Below are 26741 nucleotides of genomic sequence, written 5' to 3' on the forward strand. Positions count from 1 at the left end.
TTTTACATCGGTAGCGACAATTGAAGGGGCCTACGAGGTCTTGAGGATATTTGACCGGATAGAAGAAAGCCGCGAAAGCATGCTGGCATTAACGTTGACGCCGGAACATCAACATGCACTGGCGCACGCAGCACTGACCTACCGTTACGGCGAAGAACACCACCCGGTGACCGAAAGCCAAATCCTGATGCCCCGCCGCTGGGAAGACAAGAAAGACGATTTGTGGACAACTTTTCAACGGGTTCAGGAAAATTTGAGTAAAGGGGGATTATCGGGTCGCAGCGCCACAGGAAAACGGGCACAGACCCGTGCGATAAATGGGATTGATGGTGATATCAAGCTCAATAGAGCATTGTGGGTAATGGCAGAACAACTTAAGCAGGCGGTCGCCTGATGCAACAGGTCCCTGCCGAAGCACATCAGGCAACCCCGTATCCGGTGCCACTGGACAACCAACCCGGTTGTCGTTCGATATCGGATGACGATCTGTGCGCTTGGTACAGTCATCTTTGTTATCGACCGGGTGAAGTCAGCCTGTGCCAGTTGGTCAGGGAAGAGGGAGACTGGCCTGCCTGCTTTGACGTAGATGGCTATGCGCAATCCTGTCTCCAATTACACCTCATTCTCACTACACCCTCGTTGCTGAACTGTTGACGAGTTCCTCTACAATTTTACCTTCATTCGTCAACGATCGTTTTTAACGATCGGTTTCTGATTATTGATCTGCACAATCAATTATCTTTGCCGTTTGTGGGCCGATAGGATGGGTGGGGTTGTCTGTCGGTATATTGATAACACTCCAGCAAAACTTATTATTACGCTGACATCCAGGGAAATCGACTCACCGTTATCCCCCTGATAACGGTTTCAAGAAGGCAAGGGAGAGGCCGTCAATGACCATCAACTCCTCGATAAGCCTCTATTAAATCAATACATTATTTTATTACCTACCTCAACGCACAGGCTCCCCGGTTTTCCGGTGGGGCCTGTTTTGTTATTTATCTCATCAATAAGGATATTTCCATGAACATGCATTTTGAACTGTCTACACCCCCCTCTCAATCAACAACGCTGACTGCCACTGTCGTGCCTAGCAACCAGCGCTCTCGTTTCTGGCCCCAGCACTTCGGCAGCATACCGCAATGGCTCATTCTGGAGGCTCACGTCTTTGGCTGGCTGGATCGCCTGTGTGCCGACTACCACGGCGGCTCTTGGGATTTTTACACGCTCGATAATGGCGGGGCCTTTATCGCCCCCGAGGCTGATAGCGATAAAAAATGGTCACTGTTCAACACCCTGAACGGTAACGGTGCCGACATGAGCGCCGAAGCCGCAGGGATCACCGCCTGCCTGATGGCCTACAGCCACCACGCCTGCCGCACCGAGAGCGAGGCGATGACCAACCATTTCTACCGCCTGCGGGAATACGCGCTGCACCATCCCGACAGCCGCGCCATTTTCGCCCTGATTGACTGAGATCCCAAAAATGAATTCCTCAACATTATTGGCGTCAACCGCACTGCCGTTAACGGCACAGCGCACGGTGAAACGTGCTCTGTCATTACTGGAAAAACACCTGCGCGAACCCGGAGCCTTATTTACCTCCACCAACACCGCACGTGACTGGTTACGTTTGCAACTCGCAGGGTTGGAGCGTGAAGTCTTTATCGTGTTGTATCTCGACAATCAGCACCGGTTGTTGGCATCCGAAACGTTGTTCACCGGCAGTATCAGGAGTACGGAAGTCCATCCCCGTGAAGTGGTGAAGGCCGCACTTCGCCATAACGCAGCAGCCGTTATTCTGGCGCATAACCATCCCTCAGGAGAGACTGAACCCAGCCAGGCCGACCGGCAGATCACCGACAGGCTGGTGAACGCACTGGCACTAGTTGATGTGAAGGTCTTGGATCATCTGATTGTCGGTGGTCTGGATATCGTGTCATTCACCGAACGCGGCTGGTTACCTGGCTGATAGCCACTTTCTTCCATTCTATTTTTCAGCATTGCGCTGATGTCGTGCGTCTCCCTCTTTATAAGGAACCTTCTCTATGGGCTGGTTATTTTCACACTTCTCTCGCCGTGAGCTGATCGCGGCACTGATCCAAACCGATGACACTGAACACTATCAACACGTGACGCTGGCGCATGCGCTACGGGGCAATGTCCTGTGGTCAGTTGTCCAAAGCACACAGAAAGATCCGTCCAAAGCCTCCAGAACCGCGATCCACTGCACCCTGATGAAAGGTTCCGGCGGAAGTTGGGGCTATAAGGCGATGGATGAGTCGGTACAGCCTTGTTATTACTCCTGCCCAAAGATCTACCTGACGATGGCCCCGGTCATCAGCCCGGAATGGCGTGAGAAGGTATTGGCACATCATCAACGCCGTTACCCGCAACCGGGTGCAATAAAGGAGGGGGGGCCGATGATAGCAACAATACCGCTTTTACGTTTTGGTCTGCAATGCAGTTCGGCCCATATCAGTGAGAGCGACAATGCGGTGCTGTACCGGATCTCGCATTGTCAGGATAAGTTTAGCGACGGGGAGTGGATTTCCTTTTCGGGTACCGGCTATTTGCTGCGACTGGATGCGTGGATCCACCCAGTATTGCAACTCAAACGGCTAGGGCTTTCCAAAACCTGCCGCCATCTGGTTACCACGCTGATGAAACGCCATCAACTGAGCTACCTGCATATTGATGCTCTGGGTGAAGTCTTGCCCGACTTTATCACCTTCGACTGGTAATACTCTCCCACACCCAACGTTCCACCTTCGCATTATCCCTTTACTTTACAAGGACACTTTCTCATGAACATGAGTGCATCGCCCGTGCCTGGCGTATTCCATTTTCTGCAACATGACAACGTGTCATCGCAAGACTGGCAAACCTTATGCCTGGCGATCACCACCGCGTATCTGAAGCTGCATTGGCAACCCGACACATTAGGGTTAACCACCGCACCGGTTATCTGTGAACACACCGGCAACCGCCGATACCGGTTCGATAACAACCTGATGGGATTGGGCATGATCGGTTTTAACGGTGAGCGGATCGCGCACCTGGCGGGTGATCCGTTCATCCTCTACCAACGGCAGACACCCTATGCCCTTATACGCTGCGATACGCGAGGCTATCCCTACCAGTGGCTGGTGATGGCTACGTTGTTACTTGCCAATACGCAGTGCCCCACTACCTGGACGATTGAATCTGATATCCCTGTGAAGCAGTGGCGCAAGGTCGCTCACTGGCTGACTCACCACTGCCAACTCCCGGTTTCTCCATTGTGTTAAGGAACTGCCTGCATGAAAACTACCGACACCATTACGCCCATCACCTCCAATGCCCGTCACGCCCTAACCGAATACCAGCAGTTGCTCACCTGGTTGTTGGGCCACTGCTATGGCCTGGAGCTTAACGATACGCCCTACCACGACGATCAAGCCATTGCCCAACAGATTGAGCATGGCATCACGGTACGGGAAACCGTCAATGAACTGGTGGAGAAATTTGACCTGGTACGCATTGATCGCCCCGGTTTCAGCCTGATGGCACAAGACCCAACCTTGAGCGGTGGCGATATGTTACGCGCCCGCAGTGCGCTAGGGCTGCGGAGTCCTGCCATTCGCCGCCTGGCCTGATAATATCCCGCTTACCCTCAACACGCCAGCCTCTGCGCTGGCGTTGTACATTAATAAGGACATTTAACAATGAAAGACACCGTTACTGATACTCATGCAAATCTAAACACCGATGAAAACAGCGCACCATCACCCGTCTGGGGCCTGAAACGAGACATTACGCCCCGCTTGGGTGCCAGATTGGTGCAGCAGGGCAATCACCTGCACTTTCTGGCTGACCGCGCCGGTTTTGTCGGTACGTTCTCCCCCGACACGGTACAGACTCTTGAAGTGGCATTTGCAGCACTTCTGACAAAACTGGAAGCACAATTACAGTCTGGTGCATTAGATCCACGCCGTCAGCATTGCGTCACCGTGCAGCATGCCGGTTTTACCTGTGAGGCTGATACGTTAGGTAGCGTTGGTCACGTCTATCTAGCGATCTATCAGACATTATCACCCTCTATTGATGAGCACTCATGACCATGACGTTAACCACTGAGCTGGGGCTGGATATCCTCATTAACTGGGTGCAAGACAAGATTGACTGCGGCTCGTCACTCATTTTCGATAACGATGAGGATAAAACCGATTCCGCCACCTTGCTGCCTCTGGTTCAACAAGCACGGAACGCGGTTTGGGATCTTCGCCATCTCGGGCTGTTGCAAAACGAAACATCAACCTAGCCCTTATTCAACGCTCACTCACATTTGCACCAGCGTTTATCGCCTGGCGCTTTACTTGTCTATGAAAGGAAAAAAATGATATCAGAACACATCGTTATTGCCGAACCTGAAGTATTAACCGGTCACACCGAAGTGATTTGTTCCACCAGCATTGAACGTATCGTCACCGTGCGTAACGCCGCGCTGGAACAGATCAAAGCCATTATCCACCAGCTTGAGGATATCTCGGCCATCACCAACAGCATCGGTGGAGGAATAGCCAGAGACTGGTCTATGAAACAAGACTTTCGCTGCGGTTGCTGGTTGATGGAGAAAGCAGAAACGGCCATGCCCGTGATCACCCGCAATCTTGATCGCGATATATGGCGAGACCTGATGAAGAAGTCAGGAATGCTGAGCGTGATGGATGCCAAGGCCCGTGACCAGTGGTACAGAAGCCTTGAGGGAGACACTATTCCTGCCATCAGCGAGGAAAGCATTTACGGCACGTTCGAACAATTGCATCGTGATAAAGGAGAGGTGTTTGAGCGGGGAGTGATCAACGTCTTCAAATCGCTGTCCTGGCATTACAAAACCAACAGTCCGTGCCGCTTTGGCAAAAAGGTGATCGTGACCAATCTGGTGAGTTATAACCAATGGGGATTTACGCTGAACCACAGTTATCGGCGTGACCAACTGGCCGATCTGGAGAGGATGTTGCATTTACTCGATGGCAAGCCGCTGCCTGATAACCGGGCAGATCTCACCGCTCGGCTTTATGAGCATATCCGTGCCAATCCACAAATGACAAAGGTGTATGAAGATGAGTATTTTTCGATCAAATATTTCATGAAGGGATCAGCACATCTGACGTTTAGGAAACCAGGGCTGGTTGAGAAGATGAATGACATCGTGGCAAAGCATTTTCCAGGAATGTTAGCATCGCGGCTATGATGGCGGAGAGCAGATAGCCTCTCAATCTCACAAAAACCTCCTGCTACCTCGACCATCAATGGAACCGGCAGATCGCGCTGTGAATAACGGAACCCTCAATTACCTGTCCAACTCAAGGCAAACGAGGACAACTGCAGCCAACATCCAATGGCATACTGAATGGCATACTGATAAACGCTAAAAACGAAAAACCCCAAGTTTATTATAAGCTTGGGGTCAGTATTTGGCGGAAGGACAGAGATTCGAACTCTGGGAGCTGTTACACTCGACGGTTTTCAAGACCGTTGCCTTAAACCACTCGGCCATCCTTCCAATGGGCGCAGATATTAACGGTACCGTTATGAAATGTCTATCGTTTTCGCGTAAAAAAATACGTCAACACGTTCGTTCGCTTAAATTTCAGGCCAATTGTGGTTAAAAAAACAGAGAACCCCGCGCTAGCGAGGTCCTTTTGCACGAAAAACACTCAGTTATTTGGGTTGAGTATCATACTCTGAACAACTCTGATAACCCTTGTTCATCACATGGCCAGTATCGTTGTAGCTGACAAAATAGGTCTGCGCTTTGCCGTCTCGCGGTGCCACAGCATAAGTATCACAGGTACCCTGCGCATGGATCAGGGTCGCAGAGGTCGATGGCGGCCCGGCAATGGCACGCACTTGCTGCTTGGTCATCCCGACTTTAACATCGCTTACCACAGGCTCGTTCACATAGCTCGCGGCCCTGTCGTAAGTGGTACACCCAGTCAGTACGGTAAATGCCGCCGCAGTGCATACGGCCAAAATCAGTTTCTTTGTCATAGCTTATCCTCTTAGCAGGCTTACTGTTACTCTAAGTGTAGAAGCTAAAAGGCTTTTCTGCCAATATTGCCTTACTGCGGCTAATAGTTGGCCCAGATGCCCGGCGTAACCAGCTCCAACAGGTGGCCATCCGGGTCGCGGAAGTAAATGCTTTCCCCACCTTGTTCCCAACGCATGCGCCCTTCTATCTCAACGTCGTGTTCCGCCAACTGCTGCTCCCACAGAGGTAATTGGGCCTTGCTCACGGCCAGGCCAAGATGCTGTGGGCCGCTACCATCATGAGGGGGGATATAACCTTCAGGATAATGAGCGCCGTTCAACGAGTCTCCTGAGACAAACAGCAGCAACACGCTTTGGTTGCCAATGTCATAGGCCCGGAAACGCTCATTGGCTACCATCGCGGGCAGTTGCAATACCTGCTGATAAAAAGCCGCGGCGCGTTCAATATCACCTACATACAGCACCGTTTCAATCACACGTTCAATCTTAAGCTCCATGACAACCCCCTGATTTATCGATTTATAAACAGGATAGGTCCCTGCGGGTTCAGCTGAATAGCAATCAGTGCCGCATGAAGATCAATCCGTGCGGCCAGCGAACAGGCAAAAAAACGCGGCCCGAAGGCCGCGTGGTCACATTCACGATATTGCTTAGAACTGGTAAACCAGGCCTACAGCAACCACGTCGTCGGTATTGATACCGGCTCTGTCGGTAAATGTGCTGTCGTCCAGCAGGTTGATTTTGTAGTCAACATAGGTGGACATGTTTTTGTTGAAGTAGTAGGTCGCGCCCACATCAACATATTTCAGCAGATCTTCGTCACCGTAACCGCCGCCGATGTCCTTGCCTTTAGACTGCAGGTACGCCACGGAAGGACGCAGACCGAAGTCGAACTGGTACTGTGCAACCACTTCGAAGTTCTGTGCCTTGTTCGCGTAACCATACACCGAGCTATTGCTGCTACCGAAACGGGTCGCATTGTAAGACTGGGTATACATTGCCGCCAGGTAGACGTTGTTGGCGTCGTATTTCAGGCCGCCGCTATAGGCTTCGGCTTTGTCACCACGACCCAGAATGGAAGAGTTGAAGTTACCACCGTTCTGATCGTTGGTACGATCTGAACTGAAGTAGGCTGCGGCAGCACTGACGCCATAACCGATATCGTAAGATACGGACATACCGTAGCCGTCACCGTTCTGGTTCAGGACATCGCGGCCATTGTTGCTTTCTTCGCCGTTGCCATTTTTACCCTGATACTGCAGAGCAAAGTTCAGGCCATCTACCAGACCGAAGAAGTTATTGTTACGGTAGGTCACTACGCCGTTGGTACGTTGGAACAGGAAGTTGTCCGCGCCGTAGGTATCGCCACCAAACTCTGGCAGCACGTCGGTCCATGCGCCGATGTCATACATCACACCGTAGTTACGGCCGTAATCCAGTGAGCCGTAATCGCCGAATTTCAGACCAGCGAAGCCCACACGGGTGAAGGCGTCATTTTCAGCTTCGGTTTTGTTCAACTGAACCTGATATTCCCACTCACCATAACCGGTCAGTTGATCGTTGATCTGAGTTTCGCCACGCAGGCCAAAACGCATATAAGACTGATCGCCGTCGGTTTTATCGTTGTCGGAGAAATAGTGAAGACCATCGATTTTACCGAACAAATCCAGTTTATTACCGTCTTTGTTGTAGATTTCTGCTGCACCTGCTGTGCCTGCCATCAACAGAGCCGGGACGATCAGGGAGAGTACTCGAAGTTTCATCGTTATTATCCTTTTGTGTTTATGTCGAGCTACGGCCACTGCTCTTCTGAGCATTATTAGCGCGACTGTGCATTACCATTCTGGTAACAAGGGCTATATTAATCCAGAAAGAAAATGATACCAAGTATCCGATAGTGTTTCATCTCAATAATTAAAGGTTTCAGAATGTAAACACGAGCGAACTTTAACAAAAGTTTACCGACAATAGCAATAAGGCATCGAAAGATAAAAAAATAAATTAAACCTTATAAAACAATAAAATATACAAATCTTTATAAAAACAAAGATAACCGAACAAAAGTTTATACTAATAAGCACGTTGTGCCAAAAACCCTGTCGACGCCTGACGCTATAATCACCCCGCTATCATCATTATTTTCATTATTACCTTCATTATCCGTATGATAATTTTTGTAGTTACAACCGGCCATAGGCCGGTTTTTTTATACCCAAAATCAGGTTAATAATTGCACCTAAAAAGCATTTAATGCACAAATCTAATCACCGAAAGATATAATAAACATTATCAATCACCGCACAAATAGCTAAATTAATAACAGCAAAAACGCCAATAAAATAACCAACCCGCCATTTACTGGCTAAATATCCCGCACAAGCATACAAAATAACAATGTCTACACTCCATGCTTAAGCCAAAACAATATTTGTTTCTAAGGGAAATTATTTCACTCACCTCAGCGAGCAATTTAACCCCTACCATCTCCTGACAAGCCACGCAGTTGACGCGAATCCTTTCGACCCCGATCGCAGATTGTGATAAAAACAGGGGTTCATTTTAAGCCACCACCCAGAGCCGACCCCGATACCGACATGACAGTTACTTGCAACGAACAAAGTAAGCTCGGCGTGCCCGCGCAGAATGCCACTCGTCTGGCCTTTTTTATCGCTGGCCTTGCCATGGCCACCTGGGCACCGCTGGTGCCTTTTGCCAAATCGCGTATCGGTATCGATGACGGTTCATTAGGCCTGCTGCTGCTGTGCATCGGGGTGGGCTCGATCATGGCAATGCCGTTAACCGGGCTATTGACCGGTAAATTTGGCTGTCGGCGCGTGATCCTGCTGGCGGGTGTCGCCCTGTGCATTGATTTGCCACTGCTGGTGCTGATGGACTCTACCCTGGGGATGGCATTGGCGTTACTGCTGTTCGGGGCCGCGATTGGTATGATTGATGTTGCCATGAACATTCAGGCCGTGGTGGTCGAACGCGCCAGCAATCGTGCCATGATGTCCGGCTTTCACGGTTTCTTCAGCGTCGGCGGGATCGCCGGTGCAGGTGGGGTTAGTGCGCTATTATGGCTGGGGCTGGGCCCACTACAAGCCACGTTGATCGCCGTCGTAGCCATCCTGGCGCTGCTGTTCATTGCCAGTAAGCACCTGTTGCGTGAAAGCGGCGGTGATAAAGAAGGCCCGATGTTCGTTCTGCCACGTGGCTGGGTGATGTTTATCGGCCTGCTGTGCTTTATCATGTTCCTGGCGGAAGGCTCGATGCTTGACTGGAGCGCCCTGTTCCTGACCACCTTACGCGGAATGGATCATAGCCAGGCAGGGCTGGGTTACGCACTATTCTCCATTGCCATGACGATCGGCAGGCTGAATGGCGATCGCGTGGTGAACGCCATGGGCAGATATCAAGTGTTGTTGCTGGGTAGCCTGTGTGCGGCCATCGGTCTGGCGCTGGCCATTGCCATAGACAGCGCCATAGCCTCTTTGATTGGTTTTATGCTGGTTGGCGTCGGGGCATCCAATGTCGTGCCGATCCTGTTTAGCGCCGCCGGGAACCAACGCATCATGCCAGCCAATCTGGCCATCGCTTCGGTCACGACGGTGGGCTATGCCGGGATCCTGGCTGGCCCGGCAGTGATCGGGTTAATCGCCCAGATTTCCAGTCTGACGTTTGCCCTGGCCTGTGTCGCCGCATTACTGCTGGTCGTCACCGCCAGCGCCAAAGCGGTCACCCGTTAATTTCAGGAACACGTCGCCATGTTGCAAGAGAGACAGCTGACCATTAACTCCCGCTACATCACCCGCAGCTTCTGGCTGTTTATCATGCTGCTGGCCATGGCTATGGGTTTGTACAGTTACAACTATACCAACGCCTATCTGACGGAAAAAAAACATGCCGTCAGTACCATTGCCAGCGCGCTGCAAAAGCGTATCGACAGCTACCGATCGCTGACCTACCAAATCTACGATAAATTCGGCAATACCGCGTCGCTTCCTCTTGAGAGTAACCTACAGGAAACCCGCCTGCGCCCGGATGTCTATTACGTTGAGAAGCCGCGCGGCAAAACCGACGCGGTCATTTTTGGCAATCACGACAACGCTACGCTGGCAACGGTGGCCAATATTTCGGACTTCCTGGATAACCGCTGGGGAACCGAGACCGAAAACTATGCGATGTACTTTCTCAACGGGCAAGATAACAGCCTTAGCCTGGTGACAACCCAATCACTGAAAGAACTGACCTCGCGGTTGAAAGAAAACTACCTGACCACTTCGGTGTCAGATCGCCGCACCGAAATGCTGCAACAGGCCAATATGCTGGACGAGCGCGAGAGCTTTTCCGGCCTGCGCAAGCAACGCTTTCAGAACGCCTATTCGTTTTCTATCCGCACCACTTTTAACCAGCCGGGCCATTTAGCCACGGTAATCGCCTTCGATCTGCCGATTAACGACATCATTCCGTTGAATATGGCCCGCGCCAATTTCCTGCTGCTGCCCGATAGCGAAGAGATCGACGACAGCGTGGCGCCAAGCGAAACGGCAGTCACCGCCCAGGCAGCCTTGAAAGGCAGTTGGGTTGAATTCAGCGTTTCATTGCCCAATTCACCGTTAAAGCTGATTTACCGCGTTTCAGCGTTCAACCTGGCGATCGACCTGCTGCGTAATAACATCTGGCTGCTGGCGGTCAATCTGCTGTTGCTGGCGCTATCGATGGTGGGCATTTATTTCCTCCGCCAGCAATACATCCGCCCCAGCGAAAACATTGCCGTCGAGCTGGAGCTGCAACGCTCGCTAAACCAGGAAATTATCGCCAGCCTGACCTGTGGGCTACTGGTCTATGACTTCGCCGACAACAGCGTGATCGCCAGCAACAAGATCGCCGAACACCTGATGCCACACCTCAGCCTGCCTAAAATTGCCCATATGGCGGAACAACATCATGGTGTGATCCAGGCCACGGTCAACAACGAAGTCTATGAGATCCGCATCTTCCGCAGTCAGCGAACGGCTGAAACCTACCTATTCCTGCTCAATGATCAGGATAAAGAAGTGATGGTAAACAAACGGCTGCAACAAGCTCGGCGTGAGTACGATAAAAACGTGCAGGCCCGCAAGCTGATGCTGCATAATCTGGGGATCGAGCTTAACCAGCCGGTACGCCAAATGCACGAGTTGACCGTGAGTCTCAACCAGCCGTCGGATGCCGAACAGCAGCAGACGTTGCTCAAACAGCTCAATCTGGCCTCAGCCTCGGTATTGGATCTGATCGACAATATCACCCTGCTCACCAGGCTGGAGACTCAGGACTGGCAGCCGGTGCGTCAACCTTTTAACCCTTCGGCCCTGCTGGATGAACTGCTGCTGGACCTTCTGCCCGCCATCAACCAGAAAGGGCTGGCGCTGTTCAACCATGTGAATCTGGACGTGAACCAGCAGTACGTTGGCGATGCCGGTGCGCTGCGCAAAATCCTTTCATTACTGCTGCGCTATGCCATCATCACCACCGCCTACGGCAAAATCACTCTAGAGGTGGAACAGGAAGCCGATCGCCCTGAAAACCTGGTATTTCATATCAATGACACCGGCGCTGGCATCTCCAATGAAGAAATCAGCAATCTGAACTACCCTTTCCTTAGCCAAACGCTGGTCGATCGCTTCGATCACGGTTCGGGACTGACGTTTTTCCTGTGCAATCAGCTGTGCAAAAAGCTCAATGGCCAGTTGGATATCCGCAGCAAGATCGATATCGGCACCCGCTATACCATTCGTGTCACGATGGAACGGGAAAAAACAGACGAAGAGGCGACGGAGAAACTGCTCGATGGGGTAACGGCGCTGCTGGATATCACCTCTGACGAGATCCGCCGTATCGTGACCCAGCTACTGGCTGGCTACGGGGCCAACTGCATCGTGGCCGAGGAGCACCAGAACAGCAGGGAATATGATGTATTGCTGACCGATAATCCGCAGCAGGCCGACGACTATACGCTACTGCTTGCCAGCGATGAAGCGGGCTGGCAACAACTTGGCCATGGCTACATTCGCGTCAACTATAACCTGCACAGTGCCATGATCGACGCAATGCTGATCCTGATCGAACAGCAGATGGCGGCACAAGAGCAGCAGGAAAACCCTGTAGAATCATTGACCGATAACGTTCAACTGTATGAAAAACAATTGAGATCAAGTGATTACTATGGTTTGTTTATTGATACAGTACCCGATGATATCAAAAAACTGTATACTGAGGCGGGCAGCAGTGATTTTGCAGCGCTGTCCCAGACTGCACACCGCCTGAAGGGCGTGTTTGCTATGTTAAATCTGCTTCCCGGCAAGCAACTGTGTGAATCGTTAGAACAGCACATCGCGGACGGTGATGCGCTCAAGATCGAGAATAACATCAGTCAGATTGATTTTTTCGTCAGTAGACTGCTGCAGCAAGGTAGCCAACAACATGAATAACCTGAACGTAATTATTGCCGATGACCATCCTATCGTACTGTTTGGCATCCGGAAGTCACTTGAGCAAATTGAGTGGGTGAATGTCGTTGGGGAGTTCGAGGACTCGACAGCACTGATCAACAATCTGTCCAAGCTGGACGCCAACGTACTGATCACCGATCTTTCGATGCCGGGTGACAAGTATGGCGACGGCATTACGCTGATAAAATATATCAAACGCCACTATCCGCAATTGTCGATCATCGTCCTGACCATGAACAACAACCCTGCCATTCTCAGCGCAGTGTTAGATCTGGACATCGAAGGTATCGTACTGAAACAGGGTGCGCCTACCGATCTGCCTAAAGCGCTGGCTGCATTGCAGAAAGGCAAGAAATTCACGCCAGAGAGCGTCTCGAAGCTGTTGGAGAAAATCAACGCCAGCGGTTACGGTGATAAACGCCTCTCCCCGAAAGAAAGTGAAGTGTTGCGCCTGTTCGCCGAAGGTTTCCTGGTGACCGAAATCGCCAAAAAACTGAACCGCAGCATTAAAACTATCAGTAGCCAGAAGAAATCAGCCATGATGAAACTGGGTGTTGATAATGATATCGCTCTGCTGAACTATCTCTCCTCCGTCAGTATGACGCAGTTGGATAAAGATTAAGCCAGCAGGCAAGTAGAAAAAGGGCGCTCTTATGCGCCCTTTTGTGTTTATGTATTTCCCAACTCGGCCCTGGACCGCCGCACTCGTTGGCTGTAATAACCCAGCGGCTGTTCCAGCGTCTCCAGCGTGACCGGTTTCGACAGGCAATTATCCATCCCGGCCTCAAGACAGCGCTGTTTCTCTTCCGCCAGGGCATTGGCCGTCACCCCAATCACCGGGGCCGTGAAATTCGACTGACGCAGGTTGCGAGTCAACTCATAGCCATCCATATTCGGCATATTGACGTCGGTCAATATGATATCCACCGCGTTGCGTTCCAGAACACCAAGCGCATCGACACCGTCATTGGCGGTGATCACCTGATACCCCAGCGATGCCAGCTGATCGGACAGTAAGCGCCGGTTAATCGGATGATCGTCCACCACCAGCAGGCGAATATCCCCGTTGTCTGCCTTGTTGGCCTTAACCGGTAACGGTAGTTGCACCAATGCCTTGTCGTTTTCGGTCACCACGCCAAACAGCCGATTCAACAGCTGGATGGCATCCCGCGGCGTAGAAGTGCTATGCAGCCAGTAACCTGGATGCGTTTCCAATGACGGGCCGATATGCGCGATGGAGAGTTCGATCTGTGCCAACAACGGGGTATCGACCTGCATTGGATAATCGCTGAGTAAAACGTCCTCTGCCGCGGTGGGTTGCCCCTCATAACGTAATACCTTGGCACCGTAGCCGCCAAGAATGGCCTCTAGGTAGCTTTCCAACCGTTGATTGCGAATTTGCAGCCACAGATTTCTGCCCTGCCAGGTATCGCTGGCCTGCGGCGTCGGGAACAACGCCCCGAACAGCGGGATACGAATGGTAAACAGGCTGCCGAGGCCAGGCTCGGACTCCACCGCAATATCACCGTCCATCAGGTTGATCAGCTTTTCACAAATCGCCAACCCAAGCCCGGTGCCCTGGAAATGGCGCTGTACCCCGCTACCCACCTGGAAGAATGGATCGAACAGACGCAGTATCTCTTTTTCTGGAATGCCGACACCGGTATCGCGCACGCTGAATTCCAGATAGCTGTCACGGGTGCAAACCTGCAAGATGATACAGCCGGTGTCGGTAAACTTGATGGCGTTATTCAACAGGTTGGACAACACCTGCTGCAAACGCACCGGATCGCCATTGATGCGCTCAGGCACCCCTTGTTCAATAAAGCAGTACAGGCCGAGCCGTTTTTTCACCACCAGCGGCAAATAGTTGCCCGCAATATGGGTGATCACTTCCAGGCAAGAAAACTCTCGTGGCTCGATCTTCAACTGCTCCGATTCGATCTTGGAGAAGTCCAGGATGTCACTGATGATCTTCAACAACAGCCCCGAGGAGTTGTTCATCGCGTTGACCAGGCGATCGACCCCTTGCGGTAACGCTTTGGTCTGTAGCAGATCCAGGTTGCCGATGATCCCGTACAGTGGCGTGCGCAGCTCATGGCTGACGGTAGCCAGGAACATCGATTTGGACTGGCTGGCCTGCTCCGCCGCCGCCGCCATTTCTTGCAGCGACTCTTCCATTTTGACGCGGGCGCTAACGTCAACCAGCACGCAGATAGCCACGTCCTCATTACGGTAGCGGGAGTGCACAAAGCTGATTTGCAGGTTGTTGTTACTGGTCATCACATCAACAAAGTTGACCTGCTGCTCGCAGATAATGCGTGTAATGCGATCGCGGTCCTCGTTGGTCAACAGGTTGATATAGTTGTGCGCCAGCTCATTACTCAGAATGTTGGTGCCGTCACTGATGCGCAAAATGCAGATGCCCACCGGCGCCGAAGCCACGATTTTACGGTTGAACTGTTCATGCTCCTCCAATCGGAAGGCATTCTCTTCTGCGGGCAGGAACATCTTGCGTTCGAACAGCCACGCCAGGCTGAACAACACCACGGCGGACAGCAGATTCAGCAGCACCGCGTTGAGGATCAGCATTCTGAAACGCTCGACCACGCTTTTCACCGGCAAAGAATAGACGATGCTGAGCGACGAAGGCGGCAGCGCCTTCTTCATGATCAGATCCTGGTAACTGTCGACATAGCCAAAATAAGTGTGCTCCTGCGGATAAACGTTGAGCGAGGAGGCATAGCGATCGCCATTGGCCAGTTGCAGCACCGATTCGTTGTTCTCATCCAGCAGATTGACCCCCACCGGCAGGTTGCTGGTGGTGACAAAGTCCTCCAGGCGAATGGTCTGTTCAATCCCCAGCAACGCTTCCAGCTTGTTGCCGACGTACACTGGAGTCATCACATACAGGTAACCCACATCAGGCCGCTGCTGGCTGGGGCTGACCCAGTAAAGGTTGTTGTCTTTATCGGCACTGTTGGCAGCGTTACGGTATTTAAGGATGCGCTCATGCAACGCCTTCAAGACGTTTTGCCGGTCGGTAATGCCGTTGCTGCTGCCGAACTCCGTCATGCACAGGCTGTCGCCGCCGATAAAAAATACCCGGTTCAGGTCATAGGCCGCGACAAAGTTTTCTTTCCAATATTGGATCAGGCCGTTTAGCGAAGTGATGGAGTCACGGTAGTTGGAATTCAGCGCACAGTTGGATTCGGGGTACAGCGGCTTTAGCTCAGGCTGGAGGTCTTTGCCGTTCATCATGCCGGTGAACAGCTCCAGGCTCCCTACTGTACCATTGAGGCGGTTTTCCGCCATGTATTTGATGTCACGGATGATATCCGCCGAGTGACGAATGTAGCCCTGAGCCTGGTCAAAGTTGAGATTATATTCCTGCCTGATATCGGATTCTTTCTCATGCACGATATCCAGAATATAAAATGTGGTCAGCAGCGCTCCCAGCGACCACAGCATGATCGCCAACACCCGAAACAGATAACGGGAAATTTTTAAGGTGGTACGAAAGGAAGCTAAATATTTCAATCTTGCACCATGCCAGAGTAAGTGGTGACGAGCATCATCTGTAGCAAAACGAGGATCCGCGAAACACCGACAAACGAACCCGGCAATTAAACCACACAACTAAAAAAGGGCCTAGCATCGCTGCCAAGCCCTTTCTGATCCAACCAGACTCTACGACGTCTTAGTTTTCTTCATCCATATCGTCTACGGCGCCGGTATCCTCATCACCCTCATCGAGTGGTGTGGTATCTTCTTCCGCTTCTTCTGAACCCGGCTCAAGGCTATCCAGCTCTTCATCTTCAACCGGTTCAGCAACGCGCTGCAAGCCGACGACGTTCTCGTCTTCCGCAGTACGGATCAGGGTGACACCCTGGGTGTTACGGCCAACCACGCTGACTTCCGCAACACGGGTACGCACCAGCGTGCCTGCATCGGTGATCATCATGATTTGATCGGTAGTTTCTACCTGAACAGCCCCAACCACCTGACCATTACGTTCGCTGACCTTGATGGAGATAACCCCTTGGGTCGCGCGCGATTTGGTCGGATATTCCGTTACCGCAGTACGCTTGCCGTAGCCGTTCTGTGTGACGGTCAGGATATCTCCTTCACCGCGTGGAATGATCAGCGAAACAACGCGATCGCCTTCGCCAAGGTTGATACCGCGTACGCCGGTCGCGGTACGGCCCATCGAGCGCACCTGCCCTTCTGGGAAGCGCACCACTTTACCGTTGGCGGAGAACAGCATGACTTCGTTGCTGCCGTCGGTCAGATCGACACCAATCAGCTCGTCACCCTCATTGAGGTTAACAGCGATGATGCCAGCACTGCGTGGGCGGCTGAACTCGGTCAATGCGGTTTTCTTCACGGTACCGCTGGCGGTAGCCATAAACACATGGCGGCCTTCTTCGTATTCACGCACCGGTAGAATGGCAGTGATACGTTCGTTGGCTTCCAGCGGCAACAGGTTGACGATCGGCCGGCCACGGGCACCACGGCTGGCTTCAGGCAGTTGATACACCTTCATCCAGTACAGGCGGCCACGGCTGGAGAAGCACAGGATCGTGTCGTGGGTGTTGGCCACCAGCAGACGATCGATAAAGTCTTCTTCTTTAATACGGGCGGCTGACTTGCCTTTACCACCGCGACGCTGCGCTTCATAGTCGGTCAGAGGCTGATACTTCACGTAGCCCTGGTGCGACAACGTCACGACCACATCTTCCTGGTTGATCAGGTCTTCGATGTTGATATCAGACGTGTTGGCGGTAATTTCGGTACGGCGAGCGTCACCGAACTGATCGCGCATGGCCACCAGTTCTTCACGGATCACTTCCATCAAGCGGTCTGGGTTTTCCAGAATAAAGATCAGCTCAGCGATAATGTTCAGCAGCTCTTTATACTCGTCCAGCAGCTTCTCGTGCTCCAGGCCGGTCAGTTTCTGCAAGCGCAGATCCAGGATCGCCTGGGCCTGTTGCTCGGTCAGATAATATTTACCGTCACGGATGCCAAACTCTGGCTCCAGCCACTCTGGACGTGCAGCATTATCGCCGGCACGTTCCAGCATCGCCCCAACGTTGCCCAGATCCCAAGGCTGCGCGATTAACGCAACTTTCGCTTCTGCCGGAGTCGGCGCGCGGCGGATCAGTTCAATAATCGGATCGATGTTGGCCAACGCAATGGCTAACGCTTCCAGGATATGGGCGCGGTCGCGAGCTTTACGCAGTTCGAAAATGGTACGACGGGTCACCACTTCACGACGGTGACGCACAAATGCACGCAGAATATCTTTCAGGTTCAGCAGCTTCGGCTGGCCCTGATGCAGTGCCACCATGTTGATACCGAACGTCACCTGTAGCTGAGTCAGCGAATACAGGTTGTTCAGCACCACTTCACCCACGGCGTCACGTTTGACTTCAATCACGATGCGCATACCGTCTTTGTCAGACTCGTCACGCAGCGCGCTGATGCCTTCAACGCGTTTTTCTTTCACCAGCTCGGCGATTTTCTCGATCAGGCGCGCTTTGTTCACCTGATACGGAATTTCATGCACGATGATGGTTTCGCGGCCGGTTTTAGCGTCCGCCTCTACCTCGGCACGGGCGCGGATATACACTTTGCCACGGCCAGTTCGGTAGGCTTCTTCAATACCACGACGGCCGTTGATAATTGCCGCCGTTGGGAAGTCCGGACCTGGGATGTGTTCCATCAGCCCTTCAATGCTGATGTTTTCGTCCTCAATATAGGCCAGACAGCCATTGATTACTTCAGACAGGTTATGCGGCGGAATGTTGGTCGCCATGCCTACGGCGATACCGGACGAGCCGTTGACCAGCAGGTTCGGGATCTTGGTTGGCATAACGGCCGGGATCTGCTCGGTACCGTCATAGTTTGGCACGAAGTCGACGGTCTCTTTTTCCAGATCCGCCAGCAGTTCGTGGGCGATTTTCGACATGCGCACTTCGGTATAACGCATTGCGGCAGCGGAGTCGCCGTCCACAGAACCGAAGTTACCCTGGCCGTCCACCAACATGTAGCGCAACGAAAACGGTTGGGCCATACGGACGATCGTGTCATACACCGCGCTGTCACCATGCGGGTGATACTTACCGATCACGTCCCCAACGACACGGGCCGATTTCTTGTATGGTTTATTCCAGTCGTTACCCAGTACATTCATCGCGTACAGAACGCGGCGGTGCACCGGCTTCAGTCCATCACGAACATCTGGCAACGCACGGCCGACAATAACGGACATCGCGTAATCCAGATACGAGCTTTTCAGCTCTTCTTCGATATTTACCGGTGTGATTTCTCTGGCAAGGTCGCTCATGGAGCTGCTATCCCTCATACTGAATGATTCATCTGCCTTGGCATATTGCCAAAGGTGTAAAACTATATCACAAAGCGCGCTTTACGGGGAAATTACCGGCGCTGTTTCGGTGAAATGTGCGGGTCTGCGGGTTAAAAAAGCCCCGATAACAACAGCGCTGCGCCAAGCGTGCCGGAACATGTATAATCTGCGCCATAACAGAACCAGGAGCCAATAACGCCCATGAATGCTGAATCATCCCGTCACGCGCCAAACGTTGATCACCAGGAAATCGCCAAATTTGAAGCTGTCGCCTCACGTTGGTGGGATCTGGAAGGTGAGTTCAAACCGCTGCATCGCATCAACCCGCTGCGCCTGAATTATATCATGCAGCGCGCAGACGGCATTTTTGACAAGCAGGTGCTCGACGTTGGCTGTGGTGGCGGCATTCTGGCAGAAAGCATGGCGCGTGAAGGCGCGACGGTAACCGGGCTGGATATGGGCGCGGAACCGCTACAGGTCGCACGTCTGCATGCGTTGGAAAGCGGTATGCAGGTCACCTACGTACAAGAAACCGTGGAAAGTCATGCGCAGGCTCACCCGCAGAAATATGACATTGTCACCTGCATGGAGATGCTTGAGCACGTGCCGGATCCGGCTTCCGTCGTCCGCGCCTGTGCACATCTGGTCAAGCCGGGTGGTCACGTGTTCTTCTCCACCATCAATCGCAATACCAAAGCCTGGCTGATGGCGGTCATCGGCGCCGAATACGTGCTGAAGATGGTGCCGCAGGGTACCCACGACCATAAGAAGTTCATCCGCCCTTCTGAACTGATCGGTTGGGTCGACGGCACCGAGCTGCGCGAGAAACATATCATCGGCCTGCATTACAACCCGATCACAGACCATTTCAAGCTGGGCCGCAATGTGGATGTGAACTATATGGTGCATACTCAGCACCAAGGCTAAATCTACCACCGCGCATCGGGGGCGACCTTTACGCCTCCGCTGCGACTAAACGCATAAGATAAATACCTATTTATCTGCGTTCGATCAAAATAGCCGATGTAAACCGTTTTTAAGAATATAAAAGCAGATCAATATGCGGTTTTTTTCTAACGTTTAATAAAGCGGCAAACGATCGCAAATTTCAGAAATTAAGCAAAATCTCATCGCGCTTATTGACAAGCTTGTCACCCCAGATAGGGCGCGCACTAGGAACAAACCGTAACATTTCACCCCCAAGTTATCCACAAGATAGGCCGCTTTTGTTCACTTGCAAACATGCCATTTTATCACTATCTTGTTACCTCACCGACATACACCCCCTATATATAGTGTTTACATACTGAGCAGAGCGACTACACTTGCTGCTTAGGGGAATCTCACGGACAGGTAAAAATGAACCAAAGCCTACTTGTAACTAAACGCGATGGCAGTAAAGAGCGCATCAACCTCGACAAAATCCACCGAGTCATCGACTGGGCCGCAGAAGGTTTAAACAACGTCTCGGTCTCTCAAGTAGAGTTACGTTCACATATTCAGTTTTATGACGGCATCAAGACCGCCGATATTCATGAAACCATCATCAAGGCCGCCGCCGATCTGATCTCCCGCGACGCACCGGACTATCAGTATCTGGCCGCCCGCCTTGCCATCTTCCACCTGCGTAAAAAAGCCTACGGTCAGTTTGAGCCACCGAAGCTGCTCGACCACGTCGCGCGTATGGTAGAGATGGGCAAATACGATAAACATCTGCTGGAAGACTACACCACTGAAGAGTTCGAGCAGATGGACTCCTTTATCGATCACTGGCGTGATATGAATTTCTCCTACGCTGCCGTCAAACAGCTGGAAGGGAAATATCTGGTGCAGAACCGCGTCAGCGGCGAGATCTACGAGAGCGCCCAGTTCCTGTACATCCTGGTCGCCGCGTGCCTGTTCTCCAACTACCCGCGCGCCACCCGTCTGGATTACGTAAAACGTTTCTATGACGCGATCTCCACCTTCAAGATCTCGCTGCCCACGCCAATAATGTCTGGCGTGCGCACCCCAACCCGCCAGTTCAGCTCCTGCGTGCTGATCGAGTGTGGTGACAGCCTGGATTCCATCAACGCGACCTCCAGCGCCATCGTGAAATACGTTTCACAGCGTGCCGGTATCGGTATCAATGCTGGCCGCATCCGTGCCTTGGGTAGCCCGATCCGTGGCGGCGAAGCCTTCCATACCGGCTGTATCCCGTTCTACAAGCATTTCCAGACTGCGGTGAAATCCTGCTCTCAGGGCGGCGTGCGCGGCGGTGCAGCCACGTTGTTCTACCCAATGTGGCATCTGGAAGTTGAAAGCCTGCTGGTGCTGAAAAACAACCGTGGGGTTGAAGGCAACCGCGTTCGTCATATGGACTACGGCGTACAGCTCAACCGCCTGATGTATCAGCGCCTGATCAAAAACGAAGACATCACCCTGTTCAGCCCGTCTGACGTCCCAGGGCTGTACGACGCATTCTTCGCCGATCAGGATGAGTTTGAACGTCTGTATACCAAATATGAGAAAGACAGCAGCATCCGCCAGCAACGCGTGAGAGCGGTAGAATTGTTCTCACTGATGATGCAGGAACGTGCGTCTACAGGCCGTATCTACATTCAGAACGTCGACCACTGCAACACCCACAGCCCGTTCGATCCGCAGATCGCCCCGGTACGCCAGTCAAACCTGTGCCTGGAAATCGCGCTGCCAACCAAACCGCTGGATGATGTGAACGACGAAAACGGCGAAATCGCGCTGTGTACGCTGTCGGCATTCAACCTGGGTGCGATTGACAGCCTGGACGATCTGGAAGAGCTGGCCACGCTGGCCGTGCGTGCTCTCGACGCCCTGCTGGATTATCAGGATTACCCAATCAAAGCCGCTCACCGTGGCGCGATGGGCCGCCGTACCCTCGGTATTGGTGTCATCAACTTCGCCTATTACCTGGCGAAGAACGGCGTACGCTATTCCGATGGCAGTGCCAATAACCTGACCCACAGAACCTTCGAAGCGATCCAGTACTATCTGTTGAAAGCCTCGAACCGTCTGGCTCAGGAGCAAGGGGCTTGCCCGTGGTTCAATGAAACCACCTATGCGCAGGGCATCCTGCCAATCGATACTTATAAGAAAGATTTGGACGCGATCTGTAGCGAACCGCTGCATTACGACTGGGAAAGCCTGCGTAAAGAGATCAAGGCGACCGGCCTGCGCAACTCCACGCTGTCTGCCCTGATGCCGTCGGAAACCTCGTCGCAGATCTCCAATGCCACCAACGGCATTGAACCGCCTCGCGGTCATATCAGTATCAAGGCGTCCAAAGACGGGATCCTGCGTCAGGTAGTCCCTGAGTATGAGCGTCTGAAGAATGACTACGAACTGCTGTGGGAATTGCCAAATAATGACGGTTACCTACAGTTGGTTGGCCTGATGCAGAAGTTTATCGACCAGTCGATCTCGGCCAACACCAACTATGACCCAACCCGTTTCCCGGGTGGCAAGGTGCCAATGAAGCAGTTGTTGAAAGATCTGCTTACCACCTACAAGTTCGGTGTGAAAACGCTGTATTATCAGAACACCCGCGACGGTGCAGACGATATCCAGGAAGACATGCAGCCTGCTCAAGGCGGTGATGACGACTGTGAAGGCGGCGCCTGCAAGATCTGACGTTTGACACAGCGGGCCGGAACTCTTCCGGCCCCTTTAATTTCAGCCCGGCACTAAATTGGATCCAAGCTCATGGCTTACACGACTTTTTCTCAAAACAAAAACAACCAGTTGCTTGAGCCGATGTTCTTCGGCCAGTCGGTCAACGTGGCACGTTTCGACCAGCAAAAACACGAAATCTTCGAGAAGCTGATCGAAAAGCAACTCTCCTTCTTCTGGCGTCCGGAAGAAGTTGACGTCGCACGCGATCGTATCGACTATCAGGCGCTGCCGGAACACGAGAAACACATTTTCATCAGCAACCTGAAGTATCAGACGTTGCTGGATTCCATCCAGGGCCGCAGCCCTAACGTGGCGTTTCTGCCGCTGATCTCCATTCCGGAGCTGGAAACCTGGATCGAAACCTGGTCATTCTCCGAAACCATTCACTCGCGTTCCTATACCCATATCATTCGTAACATCGTTAACGATCCGTCGGTGGTGTTTGACGATATCGTCACCAACGAGGAGATCCTCAAGCGTGCGAAAGATATCTCCGGCTACTACGACGATCTGATCGAGATGACCAGCTACTATCACCTGCTGGGTGAAGGTACGCATCAGGTTAATGGTAAAACAGTGACCGTTAACCTGCGTGCCATCAAAAAGCAGCTATATCTATGCCTGATGAGCGTCAACGCGCTGGAAGCCATTCGTTTCTACGTAAGCTTCGCCTGTTCATTTGCTTTCGCAGAACGCGAACTGATGGAAGGCAACGCCAAGATCATCAAGCTGATCGCCCGCGACGAAGCCCTGCACCTGACCGGTACGCAGCATATCCTGAACCTGATGCGCTCGGGCGCAGACGATCCAGAGATGGCGGAAATCGCCGTAGAATGCCAGCAACAGTGCTACGACCTGTTCGTGCTGGCCGCACAGCAAGAGAAAGAGTGGGCCGAGTATCTGTTCCGCGACGGTTCCATGATTGGCCTGAACAAAGACATTCTGTGCCAGTACGTGGAATACATTACCAATATCCGCATGCAGGCCGTCGGCCTGGGCTCACCGTTCCCAACCCGCTCCAACCCAATCCCATGGATCAACGCCTGGCTGGTGTCGGATAACGTGCAGGTGGCTCCGCAAGAAGTAGAAGTCAGCTCCTATCTGGTCGGTCAGATTGATTCTGAAGTCAACGCCGACGACCTGAGTGATTTTGAGCTGTAAGTGGCTATACCAACCATCACGCTGCGTGCCACCGGTACGCAGCTCTCCTGCCCCGAAGGTGAAAAAAGCCTGCTCGACGTGCTCGAACTGCATGACGTGGAAGTGGAATATCAATGCCGCTCCGGCTATTGCGGTTCTTGCCGGGTAAAACTCCTGAAGGGTCAAGTCGCTTATCACCAGCAACCTTTGGCTTTTATCAATCACGGCGAGATCCTGCCCTGCTGCTGTATGCCGCTGGTGGATATTGAGCTGGAAATCTAACTCAATAAAACAATCATCAGAATCCCACCGCGAATACCCCTTATAATCCTATGATTAATAAGGGATACATTCCTGCCATCAACAAGTTTCTACTCGATAATTTCCACAATTTCCAGCCAGCTGTTCTTGCCACAAACCGGGCCGCCGTTCAGCCAGCGCCGCAGCATATCCAGTGCCAGCATCGCCACCGACTCCTGACGTAAACGCAAACCGTGGCGTGAAGCACGATAGCTCACCGTCTGGCCAATACCGCCTTTAGGTGTATGTAGCGCGATGCTGATACGATCTCCTGCCATCGCGCTGACCGCCAACACTAACTGCGCACCAGTAAGCTGAGCTAACGATTGGGCTCGCACCAGCACCGTTTCCAGCGTTTCCGAACAATGCGCTGGTAACAGTTCGCCACCGGCCAGCGGAGCCGCTTCACTCTGCAACTGTAGATTGATTAGCCCGGCGGTAAATTGCTCGCTCAGCGCCAACGTCAGGTGTTGTTGCTGTAAGCGTTGTGCCAGTTCTGCTGGCAATCCGGCCGTACCTTCAAAAATCGTATTGTCACCCGCCACCTGCCGAACTCGCTGCCAGGCTTGTTCCATAGCGCCACGCTGAGCCTGTGGGCCAGTCAACTTCAGTTCGATAATCGGGCTGGAGGAACGGTAGCCCAATACCACGCCTGGAGGTAATGGCATGCCATCCAGTTCGGCAGCCAAGTCGCTTTCCGACGTACCGAAGGTAGTCAGGCGGAGGCACAACGGTGGCTCAGGCAAAGTAAAGCCCTGGCGCAGGCGCGGCAGGATCTGTTCTTCCACCATCACTTTAAATTCGGAAGGGACTCCCGGCGTAAAGAACATCCGGCACTTGTTCAGCGTTAAGGCAAAACCGCAGGCAGTACCGACGCGGTTATCCAGCATTTCCGCGTTGGCCGGGATCTGTGCCTGTTTACGGTTGGAGGCCGCCATCGGACGGCCACGCTCAGCAAAGTAGGCCTCCATACGGGCGATCCATTCGGGATGTTCGACCAACTCAGTCCCGCAAGCTTTGGCTGCTGCCAGCGCGCTCAGATCGTCGCTGGTTGGCCCCAGGCCACCGTTGACGATCAGGACATCGGCGATATGGCTCCGTTCCTGGAGGATTTCGATCAGAGAGGAAAGACTGTCCCCCACTGTTTCACGCCCGTTCATCGGTAAGCCTTGCTGGAACAGATAATCCGCTAGCCAGGCGGCATTGGTATCAATAATTTGCCCATGCAGCACCTCATCACCGGTGCTGAGCATTTCCACCCTTAACATTGATCTCTCCCTTATGTTCAGATCTCTCCACTATAGAAGCTTTTCATTACGTACCGAACGATATTGTTGTTGAAAGGCATTTTTTATTGCCGCTTTCGCCCGCTGCTTTCTGTAAATTTTACTGTACAGTAGTCGTAACGTCGGTTTGACACAAAATCAGCAATCAACTATTCTGCCGCACTAAAAATAGGGTCGTGAAAACGCCGCTAAATCATCTAAAAGCAGAGAGTAACGAGAAGAATCGCACGCTGGGCAGTGTTTTTATCGTGGCAGGCACCACCATTGGTGCAGGGATGCTGGCTATGCCCCTGGCGGCGGCAGGTGTCGGGTTTGGCGTAACGCTGGCACTGCTGGTTGGGCTGTGGTTATTGATGTGCTATACCGCGCTGCTGCTGGTCGAAGTTTATCAGCACGAGCAGGCGGATACCGGCTTGGGAACGTTGGCCAAACGTTATCTGGGCGGCGGTGGCCAGTGGCTTACCAGTTTCAGCATGATGTTTTTGATGTATGCGCTGACCGCAGCCTATATCAGCGGCGCGGGTGAACTGCTGGCAGCCAGCATCGCGCAATGGACAGGCCAGGAGTTCCCGGTCTATCTCGGCGTGCTGCTGTTCACCCTGGTAGCCGGGGGCGTGGTCTGCGTCGGCACCCACTCGGTGGATCTGTTCAACCGTATTCTGTTTACCGCCAAGTCGATTTTCCTGATCGTCATGCTCGGCTTGATGATGCCGCATATCCAGCAGACCAATCTGCTGACGCTCCCGTTAGAGCAAGGGCTGGCGCTCTCGGCCATTCCGGTGATTTTCACCTCGTTCGGTTTCCACGGCAGCGTACCCAGCATCGTCAACTATATGGGTGGCAACATTCGCAAGCTGCGTTGGATCTTTATCATCGGCAGTGCCATTCCGCTGATCGCCTACATCTTCTGGCAGTTGGCGACGCTGGGCAGTATCAGCTCCACCACCTTCGTCGGCATTCTGGCTCAGCAGGCCGGGTTGAACGGTTTATTACAAGCGGTACGTGACGTGGTTGCTTCACCGCATGTTGAACTGGCGGTGCACCTGTTTGCCGATTTGGCATTGGCAACCTCATTCCTGGGGGTTTCACTCGGGCTGTTCGACTTCCTGGCCGATCTGTTCAAACGCCAGGATAATGTGCGGGGCCGCTTGCAGACCGGTGCTATCACCTTCCTGCCGCCATTGGCATTCGCTTTGTTCTATCCGCGTGGTTTTGTGCTGGCGCTCGGGTTCGCGGCAATCGCGCTTGCCGTGCTTGCCCTGCTGCTGCCTTCGTTACTGGTCTGGAAAACTCGCCGTCAACATCAGGCCAGCTATCGAGTCTGGGGCGGGACGCCAGCGTTGGCGCTGGTGTTTGTCTGTGGGGTGGCAGTGATCGCCATTCAGATCGGCATTGCCAGCGGTCTATTATCCGCCGTTGGCTAAAACG

General features: G+C 52.8%; 24 protein-coding genes, 1 tRNA gene and 1 pseudogene. 19 read left to right on the forward strand and 7 right to left on the reverse strand.

Annotation, left to right across the window (positions count from 1 at the left end; translation table 11 throughout):
• The 11 genes and pseudogenes from U869_RS0109950 to U869_RS0109995 all read left to right on the forward strand — a co-directional run.
• Nucleotides 1-394: DUF932 domain-containing protein (locus U869_RS0109950; RefSeq protein WP_025122843.1), on the forward strand; the 394-nt coding region annotated here is incomplete at its 5' end.
• Nucleotides 394-654, forward strand: coding sequence for a hypothetical protein (locus U869_RS30580; RefSeq protein ID WP_071998223.1), 261 nt, complete (start codon nt 394-396; stop codon nt 652-654). The genes U869_RS0109950 and U869_RS30580, both read left to right, overlap by 1 nt.
• 375 nt (nt 655-1029) lie before the next feature.
• A complete protein-coding gene (locus tag U869_RS0109955) occupies nt 1030-1476 on the forward strand; it encodes an antirestriction protein (protein ID WP_025122842.1) in 447 nt (148 codons plus the stop codon).
• Nucleotides 1477-1486: 10 nt separating this feature from the next.
• On the forward strand, nt 1487-1972 hold the full coding sequence (radC, locus tag U869_RS0109960; RefSeq protein WP_025122841.1) for a DNA repair protein RadC: 486 nt from the start codon (nt 1487-1489) through the stop codon (nt 1970-1972).
• A 76-nt stretch (nt 1973-2048) separates the two neighbouring features.
• Nucleotides 2049-2387 (forward strand): annotated as a pseudogene (locus tag U869_RS0109965) (hypothetical protein); the annotation flags it as partial.
• A 36-nt stretch (nt 2388-2423) separates the two neighbouring features.
• Nucleotides 2424-2744, forward strand: coding sequence for a DUF5983 family protein (locus U869_RS31425; protein ID WP_081795908.1), 321 nt, complete (start codon nt 2424-2426; stop codon nt 2742-2744).
• A gap of 63 nt (nt 2745-2807) precedes the next feature.
• Entirely contained in the window at nt 2808-3290 is a 483-nt protein-coding gene (locus tag U869_RS0109975; RefSeq protein ID WP_025122840.1) for a hypothetical protein, read from the forward strand.
• A 12-nt stretch (nt 3291-3302) separates the two neighbouring features.
• A complete protein-coding gene (locus U869_RS0109980) occupies nt 3303-3638 on the forward strand; it encodes a TA system toxin CbtA family protein (RefSeq protein ID WP_025122839.1) in 336 nt (111 codons plus the stop codon).
• Nucleotides 3639-3707: 69 nt separating this feature from the next.
• Complete coding sequence (locus tag U869_RS0109985) at nt 3708-4100, forward strand: type IV toxin-antitoxin system YeeU family antitoxin (RefSeq protein ID WP_025122838.1); 393 nt, start codon at nt 3708-3710, stop codon at nt 4098-4100.
• A 2-nt stretch (nt 4101-4102) separates the two neighbouring features.
• Nucleotides 4103-4303, forward strand: a complete 201-nt coding sequence (locus U869_RS0109990; RefSeq protein WP_029988151.1) for a DUF957 domain-containing protein — start codon at nt 4103-4105, stop codon at nt 4301-4303.
• Between the two features lie 75 nt (nt 4304-4378).
• On the forward strand, nt 4379-5236 hold the full coding sequence (locus tag U869_RS0109995) for a DUF4942 domain-containing protein (protein ID WP_025122836.1): 858 nt from the start codon (nt 4379-4381) through the stop codon (nt 5234-5236).
• Nucleotides 5237-5460: 224 nt separating this feature from the next.
• Here U869_RS0109995 and U869_RS0110000 read toward each other — a convergent pair.
• The 4 genes from U869_RS0110000 to ompC form a co-directional block, all read right to left on the reverse strand.
• Nucleotides 5461-5548, reverse strand: a tRNA-Ser gene (locus U869_RS0110000).
• Between the two features lie 158 nt (nt 5549-5706).
• Nucleotides 5707-6036: an osmotically-inducible lipoprotein OsmE gene (osmE, locus tag U869_RS0110005; RefSeq protein ID WP_025122835.1), complete on the reverse strand. Its 330-nt coding sequence runs from the start codon at nt 6034-6036 to the stop codon at nt 5707-5709.
• 80 nt (nt 6037-6116) lie between these two features.
• The gene (locus U869_RS0110010; RefSeq protein ID WP_025122834.1) at nt 6117-6533 is read right to left on the reverse strand and encodes a VOC family protein; all 417 of its coding nucleotides are present in this window, start codon (nt 6531-6533) and stop codon (nt 6117-6119) included.
• Nucleotides 6534-6686: 153 nt separating this feature from the next.
• Complete coding sequence (ompC, locus tag U869_RS0110015; RefSeq protein WP_025122833.1) at nt 6687-7799, reverse strand: porin OmpC; 1113 nt, start codon at nt 7797-7799, stop codon at nt 6687-6689.
• Between the two features lie 831 nt (nt 7800-8630).
• Between ompC and U869_RS0110020 the strand changes: the two genes are divergently transcribed.
• From U869_RS0110020 to rcsB, 3 genes are read left to right on the forward strand one after another with little or no spacing between them, the layout of a single operon-like run.
• Nucleotides 8631-9782 (forward strand): MFS transporter, encoded by a 1152-nt coding sequence (locus U869_RS0110020; protein ID WP_025122832.1) that lies wholly within the window; start codon nt 8631-8633, stop codon nt 9780-9782.
• Between the two features lie 21 nt (nt 9783-9803).
• Entirely contained in the window at nt 9804-12506 is a 2703-nt protein-coding gene (gene rcsD, locus U869_RS0110025; protein ID WP_025122831.1) for a phosphotransferase RcsD, read from the forward strand.
• Nucleotides 12499-13149 (forward strand): response regulator transcription factor RcsB, encoded by a 651-nt coding sequence (gene rcsB / locus U869_RS0110030; RefSeq protein WP_025122830.1) that lies wholly within the window; start codon nt 12499-12501, stop codon nt 13147-13149. Before rcsD ends, rcsB begins: the two co-directional genes overlap by 8 nt.
• 47 nt (nt 13150-13196) lie before the next feature.
• Here the strand turns inward: rcsB and rcsC are convergent, their stop codons facing one another.
• Both rcsC and gyrA read right to left on the reverse strand, forming a co-directional pair.
• Nucleotides 13197-16067: a two-component system sensor histidine kinase RcsC gene (gene rcsC / locus U869_RS0110035; protein ID WP_025122829.1), complete on the reverse strand. Its 2871-nt coding sequence runs from the start codon at nt 16065-16067 to the stop codon at nt 13197-13199.
• Between the two features lie 160 nt (nt 16068-16227).
• Nucleotides 16228-18876, reverse strand: coding sequence for a DNA topoisomerase (ATP-hydrolyzing) subunit A (gene gyrA, locus U869_RS0110040; protein WP_025122828.1), 2649 nt, complete (start codon nt 18874-18876; stop codon nt 16228-16230).
• A gap of 222 nt (nt 18877-19098) precedes the next feature.
• On the opposite strand from gyrA, the gene ubiG reads away from it, so the two are divergent.
• The 4 genes from ubiG (at nt 19099) to yfaE (ending at nt 24009) form a co-directional block, all read left to right on the forward strand.
• Nucleotides 19099-19824, forward strand: coding sequence for a bifunctional 2-polyprenyl-6-hydroxyphenol methylase/3-demethylubiquinol 3-O-methyltransferase UbiG (gene ubiG / locus U869_RS0110045; protein ID WP_025122827.1), 726 nt, complete (start codon nt 19099-19101; stop codon nt 19822-19824).
• A 432-nt stretch (nt 19825-20256) separates the two neighbouring features.
• Nucleotides 20257-22545, forward strand: coding sequence for a class 1a ribonucleoside-diphosphate reductase subunit alpha (nrdA, locus tag U869_RS0110050; RefSeq protein WP_025122826.1), 2289 nt, complete (start codon nt 20257-20259; stop codon nt 22543-22545).
• A gap of 72 nt (nt 22546-22617) precedes the next feature.
• Nucleotides 22618-23748, forward strand: coding sequence for a class Ia ribonucleoside-diphosphate reductase subunit beta (nrdB, locus tag U869_RS0110055; protein WP_024485993.1), 1131 nt, complete (start codon nt 22618-22620; stop codon nt 23746-23748).
• The gene (gene yfaE / locus U869_RS0110060) at nt 23749-24009 is read left to right on the forward strand and encodes a class I ribonucleotide reductase maintenance protein YfaE (RefSeq protein ID WP_025122825.1); all 261 of its coding nucleotides are present in this window, start codon (nt 23749-23751) and stop codon (nt 24007-24009) included.
• A gap of 89 nt (nt 24010-24098) precedes the next feature.
• On the opposite strand, the gene U869_RS0110065 is transcribed toward yfaE, so the two are convergent.
• The gene (locus tag U869_RS0110065) at nt 24099-25295 is read right to left on the reverse strand and encodes a nicotinamide mononucleotide deamidase-related protein YfaY (RefSeq protein WP_025122824.1); all 1197 of its coding nucleotides are present in this window, start codon (nt 25293-25295) and stop codon (nt 24099-24101) included.
• Between the two features lie 293 nt (nt 25296-25588).
• On the opposite strand from U869_RS0110065, the gene tyrP reads away from it, so the two are divergent.
• Complete coding sequence (tyrP, locus tag U869_RS0110070; protein WP_051588700.1) at nt 25589-26737, forward strand: tyrosine transporter TyrP; 1149 nt, start codon at nt 25589-25591, stop codon at nt 26735-26737.
• Nucleotides 26738-26741: the final 4 nt, after the last annotated feature.

The sequence above is a fragment of the Serratia sp. H1w genome (genome assembly GCF_000633355.1).
GTDB lineage: Bacteria > Pseudomonadota > Gammaproteobacteria > Enterobacterales > Enterobacteriaceae > Chania.